The following is a 6,122-nucleotide window of genomic DNA, read 5'->3' on the forward strand; positions in this document are numbered from 1 at the left end:
CACATGACCGGGCATCATGCGCGCGGCCCCGCGCCCCGCGCGGCCGTTCCGCCGTCGAGCGGCGGCGGAACGGCCGCCGGCTCGGTGACCGGCGGGTACGCGGGCTGCCCCAGGCCCAGCAGGCGGTACATGAGCGCGCGCATGCGCCGGTTGAAGCGGCCCGGCTCGGAGGAGATCAGCGAGGCCACCCGCCGGTACTCCCGCTGCCGGTACTCCGCGGCCGCGTACTCCAGCTGGCCCTCCAGCGGGTGCAGGGGCGACAGCGCGGGAGCCGTCAGGGCGAGCGCGGCCGCCGGCGACGAGGGGTGGACCTCGTCCTGCGGGAAGCGGGCGATGAGCACCGGCAGGCGGGGCGCCACCGTCGCGTACGAGGTGAGCGAGCCGTGGTCGCCGACGACCGCGTCCGCCGCCACCAGCAGCGCCCGCCAGTCCGCCTCCGGCGGTACCAGCGCGAGCCCCTGGGCCCGGCTGGACGCCAGCCACGTGCGGATCTGCCGGTCACCGTGGCCCGCCCACACGTTGGGGTGCACGAGCGCCGCCACGCGGTACCGGTCGGGCGGCAGTTCGCCGAGCAGCCGGGGCAGCAGCGCGTCGAACCGGCCGAAGGACGCCGACCGGCCCCACGTCGTGGTGACGAGCAGCAGCCGCTGCCGCGGGCCCACGCCCAGCGCCCGGCGGTAGGCGCCGCGCAGCGGCAGCCCGGCGAGGATCCGGTCGTAGCACGGGTCCCCGACCACGGCCGCCGCCGGCACCGCCTCGGGGCACCAGCGCGCGAGCTCCGCCCGGTCGCGCTCGTGGGCGAGCGCGATGGCGGCCGGCACGACCCGGCCGTCCCGCGTCAGGTACTGCCGGCTGAGCATGCCCGCCGGGCGCCCGCCGCCCGGCCGGGGCCGCCCGCCCCGCAGCAGTTTGATGTGCCCCGCCCCGTGCGACAGGCGCACGAGCGGGCCGCGCACTTTCTCGATGCCGCGCGAACCCGCCGCCAGCGCCAGGTCGAACCGCGTGCGCACCGCCTCCTGCCAGGGCAGCACGGCCGCCCCCAGCTCCTTGAGGAAGCAGCCGGTGCCCCCGCCCAGGGCGTGCGGGGCGGCGGTGAAGACCAGCTGGATCCGCAGATCGTCCTCCAGGAGCGCGAACACGTCCCGCAACCGCTGCCCGTAGGTGACCGTGTGCACCACGACCAGGACGCGCTTGCGGCCCGGCAGCGTCAGCCACCGGTCTCCGGCCTCCGGCAGCGGCTCCGGCCGTCCGTGAGTGTCGGACATGAGAACTTCCCCCCAGGGATTGGTTCCTCGGTTCTGCCGGGCGGGGCCTGCCCCCGGGGCCCCGCGGAATGCTTGCAGCGACCTCGACGCTTCCTTGCACGGCAAGCGGAACACCGCCGGCCGGAGCCCTCCGGTCGTTCATCCCTGCATCAACTCGTGGTTAAGTCCGTCACCGAGCTGAAACACCGGACGGACTAGTGCTGTGGGCCTAGGCCGTGACAGGATGCCTCTCGCAGTCGCCTCCGGCTTAACTGGCCGTGAGGCAACGTGGGGAGCACCGGCGGTGAGGACGGGAGCAGATGGCAGTCGGGGGCGAGGGGGCGGCAGGTGACGCGCGCAGCACGCTCGCGGCACGGCTCAACTACCTGTTCGCGAACATGCACCCGCCCGGCGCGCCGTACACCAACGCCCACGTCGCCGAGGAGATCACGGCCGGCGAGGAGTACGGCGGGACCGGCCTGACCGAGCAGTATCTGTCGATGCTGCGCAACGGCCGCCGCGCCAACCCCAGCCCGGACGTGCTGCGCGCCCTGGCCAAGTTCTTCGCGGTGCCCGTCGGCTATCTGATGGGGGACCTGTCGGCCTCCCAGGCCGCGCGGGTGGAGGAGGAGGTCCGCTTCCTCGTCGCGATGCGCGACCAGCGGGTGCGGGCCATCGCCCTGCGCTCGGTCGGCCTGCCGCCGGAGGTGCAGGACAGCCTGACCACCATCATCAGCCAGTTCCGGCAGCAGATGAACCTTCCGTCCGACCCGCCCGGCGCGGGTGGTGAGGAGCGCCCGTGACCGTCACGGCGGATGACCGGCTCTTCACGTACTGGCGGCGTACCGAGGACGAGGACGGTGCAGGCATGCGAGTGGGGCGCATACGGCGCCGGTGCAAGCAGCTCATCCACGAGCTCGCGCTGCCCGCCTCCACGGACCTGCAGGGCCTGTGCGACGTCGTCGCGCGCCGCGTCGGGCGCCCGATCCGGCTGGTCCCCATGAGCCTGGACGGCGTCGTCTCCGGCATGACCGCGACCACCGACGACGCGTACTGGGTCATCTACGAGCAGAAGACGTCCCCCTGGCACCAGGTCCACATCGTGCTGCACGAGATCGGCCACCTGCTCCTCGGCCACGACCAGGACCCGGCCGTCACCGAGGACGCCCTCAAGGTGTGGACCCCCTCGGTCGACGTGGCCACCGCCATGCGCCGCATGGGCCTGACCATGGGCCTCGCCCGCCACCACTGCTACGACAACCTCACCGAGCGCGAGACCGAGATCCTCGGCACCCTCCTCATGGAGAAGGTCGTGCCCCCGCCGCCGGGCCAGGACGCCCGCCTGGAGGGCGCGGCCGCCGAGCTGGCCGCCTCCCTCGGCCCCGCCCTGCAGCACGTCCGGCGGCAGATCCGGGAGCACGGCGGGCCCGGCACGAGCGGCGGAGGCGCCGGTGTTTGACGCCCTCTACCTCACCTTCAGCGCCGTCACCTGGGTCATCGTCATCTACAAAGCCCGCGCGTGGTTCCGCGACCGCGGCAACGTCGACCTGGGCCTGACCGCCCTGATGACCTCCGGCGTACCCATCGTCTTCCTGTTCTCCGCGCCGAGCGTCTACCGGGCCTTCGACCGGCTGACCGGCGTCGCCAACCTGGCCATGGTCTTCCTGTACTCGGCCGTGGTCCTGTTCGCCTCCGGCGCCACGATCCTGCTGCTGCGCTGGACCAGCGGCAAAGACGCCGCCACCCGCGCGCGGGCGGCCGCGCGCTCCCGCGTCGCCGTGGCCGTCGTGGCCACCGCCTGGGCCGCGGCCGTCGTGTGCTTCGCCGTCGGCCGCCCCGACGCCGTGGAGCACCCCCGCGACTTCAGCACGGCCTACGCCCACGCGCCCGGCGTCGTCGCCTTCCTGGTGCTGTACCTGGCCATCTTCGGCACGAGCCTCGCGGGCCTCGGCGCCCTCTGCCCGCGCTACGCCGCGCAGCTCGGCCCGGGCTGGCTCGCCAAGGGCCTGCGGACGCTCGCCGCGGGCTGCTGGCTCGGCCTGCTCTACTGCCTGTGCAAGCTCACCGGCTTCGTGCTGACCTGGGCGGGCCACGACGCCTACTGGCTGTCCAACGGCGTCGCCCCGATGAGCGCCTCGCTGGCCGCCCTGCTGGTCCTGCTCGGCTTCTCGCTGCCCGCCGCCGGGCCCCGGGCCGCCGCGTGGCGCCGACTGCGCCGGCTGCAGCCGCTCTGGCAGGCCGTCACCGCGCACGCCCCCGAGGTCACCCTCACCGGCTCCCGGCTGACGGGCCGCTGGCCCTTCGCCGACCTGGAGTGGCGGGCGAACCGTCAGATGGCGGAGATCCGCGACATCCAGCGCGGCATCCGCCGCCACGTCGAGCCCGCCGCTTTGGACATCGCCCGCCGCAAGGCGGCCGGCGCCGCCCTCGGCGAGCGCCGCCGGGCCGCCGTCGTGGAGGCCGCCGCGCTCCGGCGCGGCCTGCAGAACCAGATCACCGGGCACGTGCCCGTGCCGCACGCCGACAGCGTCGTCATCACCGTCAGCGCCGATCCGGCGGAGGAACACGAACACCTGGCCCTCGTCGCGGACGTCTACCACGACCCGGTGGTCGACGCCGTCCTCGGCGAACTGCGGGAGATCAGCGCGGCACGCCGTCCCTGACGGTGTGCGGCCCATGGACGAGGTGGCCCTGGACGGGGGTCAAGGCCGCCTGCGCCACAGGCCGGCGCCGGGTCCGTCACCACGACGGATCCGGCGCCGCCCGTGCGCGTCTCCGCCGGCGAAGCCGGGCACCCCGCGCGGCGCGCACCCCGCTGCCCCCACCCGTCACCCGCCGCCCGGCGGCCGGTCTTCTAGAGTCGGGTCCCATGCCGAATCCCGCCCCTTCCGCGCCCTTCGACGCCGGCGCGCTCATCGACGACCCGTACGGCACCTACGCCCGGCTGCGCGAGGCCGCACCGGTCCACCGCTTCACCGGCCCCGACGGCCGGCCCGCCTGGCTGGTGACCCGCTACGAGGACGTCCGCCGCGCGCTCGCCGACCCGCGGCTGTCCCTGGACAAGGCCAACGCCGCGCCCGGCAACTACGCCGGATTCAGCCTGCCTCCGGCGCTCGACCGGAACCTGCTGAACATGGACCCCCCGGACCACACGCGCATCCGCCGCCTCGTCGTCAAGGCCTTCACCCCCGGCCGCGTGGACAAGCTCCGCGAGCCGGTGCGCAAGGTCGCGGGCGAGCTCCTGGACGCGATCGAGGCCGAGGGCCGCGCGGACCTGCTGGCGTCCTACGCGGCCCCGCTGCCCATCACCGTCATATGCGACCTGCTGGGCGTGCCGCAGGACCTGCGGCCGGACTTCCGCGGGTGGACCGACGCGCTCATCACCCCGGACCCGGCGCGGCCGGAGCTCATGAAGGAAGCCGTCGGCGCCCTGATGCGCTTCTTCACCGGCCTCATCGCGAGCAAGCGCGCCGCCCCCGGCGACGACCTGCTCTCCGACCTCATCGCGGTCCGCGACGGCGACGGGGGCGAGGGCGGCGACCGGCTCTCCGAGGACGAGCTGACCTCGCTCGCCTTCCTCATCCTCTTCGCGGGCTACGAGAACACCGTCCACCTGATCGCCAACGCCGTTCTGGCACTGCTCGACCACCCGGTCTTGACGGACTCTTTGCGAGCGAATCCGGCCGGACTCGCGTCGGCGGTCGAGGAGTTCATGCGGTGGGACGGGCCCACGCCGCTGGCGATCCGGAGGTTTCCGCTGGAGAACGTGGAGATCGGGGGTGTGACCGTACCGGCGGGGGAGACCGTCCTGCTGTCCCTCGCCGCCGCCAATCGTGACCCTCATCACTTTTCCGAGCCGGATCGGCTGGATCCGAACCGTGATCGTTCCGGTCATCTGGCGCTGGGGCACGGGATCCACTACTGCCTCGGGGCCCCGCTGGCCAGGATGGAGACGGAAACGGCGCTGGCAGTGCTGCTGGAGCGGTTTCCGGGGCTCGCGCTCGACGGGAAGCGGGAGGAGCTGGCGTGGCGGCCTTCAGTGCGGGCGCGTGGCCTGATTTCGCTCCCTGTGCGCTGGTAGGGGGCAAAGCCGAACAGGTTTTTGGTGCATGACCCATCCTTGATGAGGTAGAACTGTCCTCGAGCCCGCCCGGTGTGCATCCCCCGTCGCACCGGGCGGGCCGTCGACTCCCTCAAGGGGATTCCGGGCGCGTCAGCCCGTGGCAGCCGGGAACTTGAGCAGGGCCACCGCCGCCAGCATCTGTATGCTCACCGCCGCCACGGCCTTGTGCGTGGGCAGGTGGTGCTGACCCCGGATCAGCAAGGTGGCGAAGGCGTAGCCGAAGGCCGAGGTGATCCAGGCGGCCGCCCGCACGGGGAAGGAGTCCCCGGGCAGGCAGGCGTCCAGGGCGAGCCGCGGCAGGTCCGTCGCCCAGAACACCACGACGAACAGGGTCACCGTCGGGCCGAACTTGCCGTTGCCGCCGAGCCGGCGCGCGATCGCCTGCGTGGCGATGCCCAGCAGCAGGCTCGCGAGGACGAGGACCACGTCGGCTATCGCCATGGCCTCCAGGGCGAACGCGGGGCCCACCCGCCACCCCTCCCAGAAGGAGTCCCGGCCCATCGTTCCCAGCGCCCCGCACAGCACGCACAGGAACGCCGCCGCCCCCCACACGCTCCGGTCCCGCGCCTCGTCCAGGATCTCGACCGGGCGGAACCACAACCCGAAGAAGAGGCGGTGCCAGTACAGCCTGCGGCGCCGGGCGGCAGGTATGTGGGAGGCGGGAGGGGAGTGAGGGGAGGCAGAAGCAGGCATGAATGCAAGTATCACCGCTCCGCGGGGACTCCGGTGCCGGGGCCGGCGTCGGGGTCCGGGCC

Annotated in this window: 6 protein-coding genes; 4 read left to right on the forward strand and 2 right to left on the reverse strand. The window is 73.7% G+C overall.

All coding sequences use genetic code 11. The annotated features are described in order from the left end of the window. Positions 1-14 precede the first annotated feature (14 nt). Entirely contained in the window at positions 15-1,265 is a 1,251-nt protein-coding gene (locus ACSNOH_RS18210) for a hypothetical protein (RefSeq protein WP_436722408.1), read from the reverse strand. A 299-nt stretch (positions 1,266-1,564) separates the two neighbouring features. On the opposite strand from ACSNOH_RS18210, the gene ACSNOH_RS18215 reads away from it, so the two are divergent. The 4 genes from ACSNOH_RS18215 (at position 1,565) to ACSNOH_RS18230 (ending at position 5,325) form a co-directional block, all read left to right on the forward strand. After that, positions 1,565-2,047, forward strand: coding sequence for a helix-turn-helix domain-containing protein (locus ACSNOH_RS18215; protein WP_436722409.1), 483 nt, complete (start codon positions 1,565-1,567; stop codon positions 2,045-2,047). Continuing rightward, positions 2,044-2,703 (forward strand): hypothetical protein, encoded by a 660-nt coding sequence (locus ACSNOH_RS18220; protein WP_436722410.1) that lies wholly within the window; start codon positions 2,044-2,046, stop codon positions 2,701-2,703. Before ACSNOH_RS18215 ends, ACSNOH_RS18220 begins: the two co-directional genes overlap by 4 nt. Continuing rightward, positions 2,696-3,907 (forward strand): MAB_1171c family putative transporter, encoded by a 1,212-nt coding sequence (locus ACSNOH_RS18225; protein WP_436722411.1) that lies wholly within the window; start codon positions 2,696-2,698, stop codon positions 3,905-3,907. The genes ACSNOH_RS18220 and ACSNOH_RS18225 overlap by 8 nt, the downstream gene beginning before the upstream one ends. A gap of 206 nt (positions 3,908-4,113) precedes the next feature. Further along, positions 4,114-5,325, forward strand: coding sequence for a cytochrome P450 family protein (locus ACSNOH_RS18230; RefSeq protein ID WP_436722412.1), 1,212 nt, complete (start codon positions 4,114-4,116; stop codon positions 5,323-5,325). A gap of 132 nt (positions 5,326-5,457) precedes the next feature. On the opposite strand, the gene ACSNOH_RS18235 is transcribed toward ACSNOH_RS18230, so the two are convergent. After that, positions 5,458-6,060: a YIP1 family protein gene (locus tag ACSNOH_RS18235; protein ID WP_436722413.1), complete on the reverse strand. Its 603-nt coding sequence runs from the start codon at positions 6,058-6,060 to the stop codon at positions 5,458-5,460. Positions 6,061-6,122: the final 62 nt, after the last annotated feature.

The sequence above is a fragment of the Streptomyces sp. URMC 127 genome (assembly GCF_051386535.1).
In the GTDB taxonomy this organism is placed as follows: domain Bacteria; phylum Actinomycetota; class Actinomycetes; order Streptomycetales; family Streptomycetaceae; genus Streptomyces.

Bases quoted from the DNA above. Each gene is read 5' to 3' on its own strand.
- ACSNOH_RS18210 (WP_436722408.1), bottom strand. From the start codon at position 1,265: ATGTCCGACACTCACGGACGGCCGGAGCCGCTGCCGGAGGCCGGAGAC.
- ACSNOH_RS18235 (WP_436722413.1), bottom strand. From the start codon at position 6,060: ATGCCTGCTTCTGCCTCCCCTCACTCCCCTCCCGCCTCCCACATACCT.
- ACSNOH_RS18230 (WP_436722412.1), top strand. From the start codon at position 4,114: ATGCCGAATCCCGCCCCTTCCGCGCCCTTCGACGCCGGCGCGCTCATC.
- ACSNOH_RS18215 (WP_436722409.1), top strand. From the start codon at position 1,565: ATGGCAGTCGGGGGCGAGGGGGCGGCAGGTGACGCGCGCAGCACGCTC.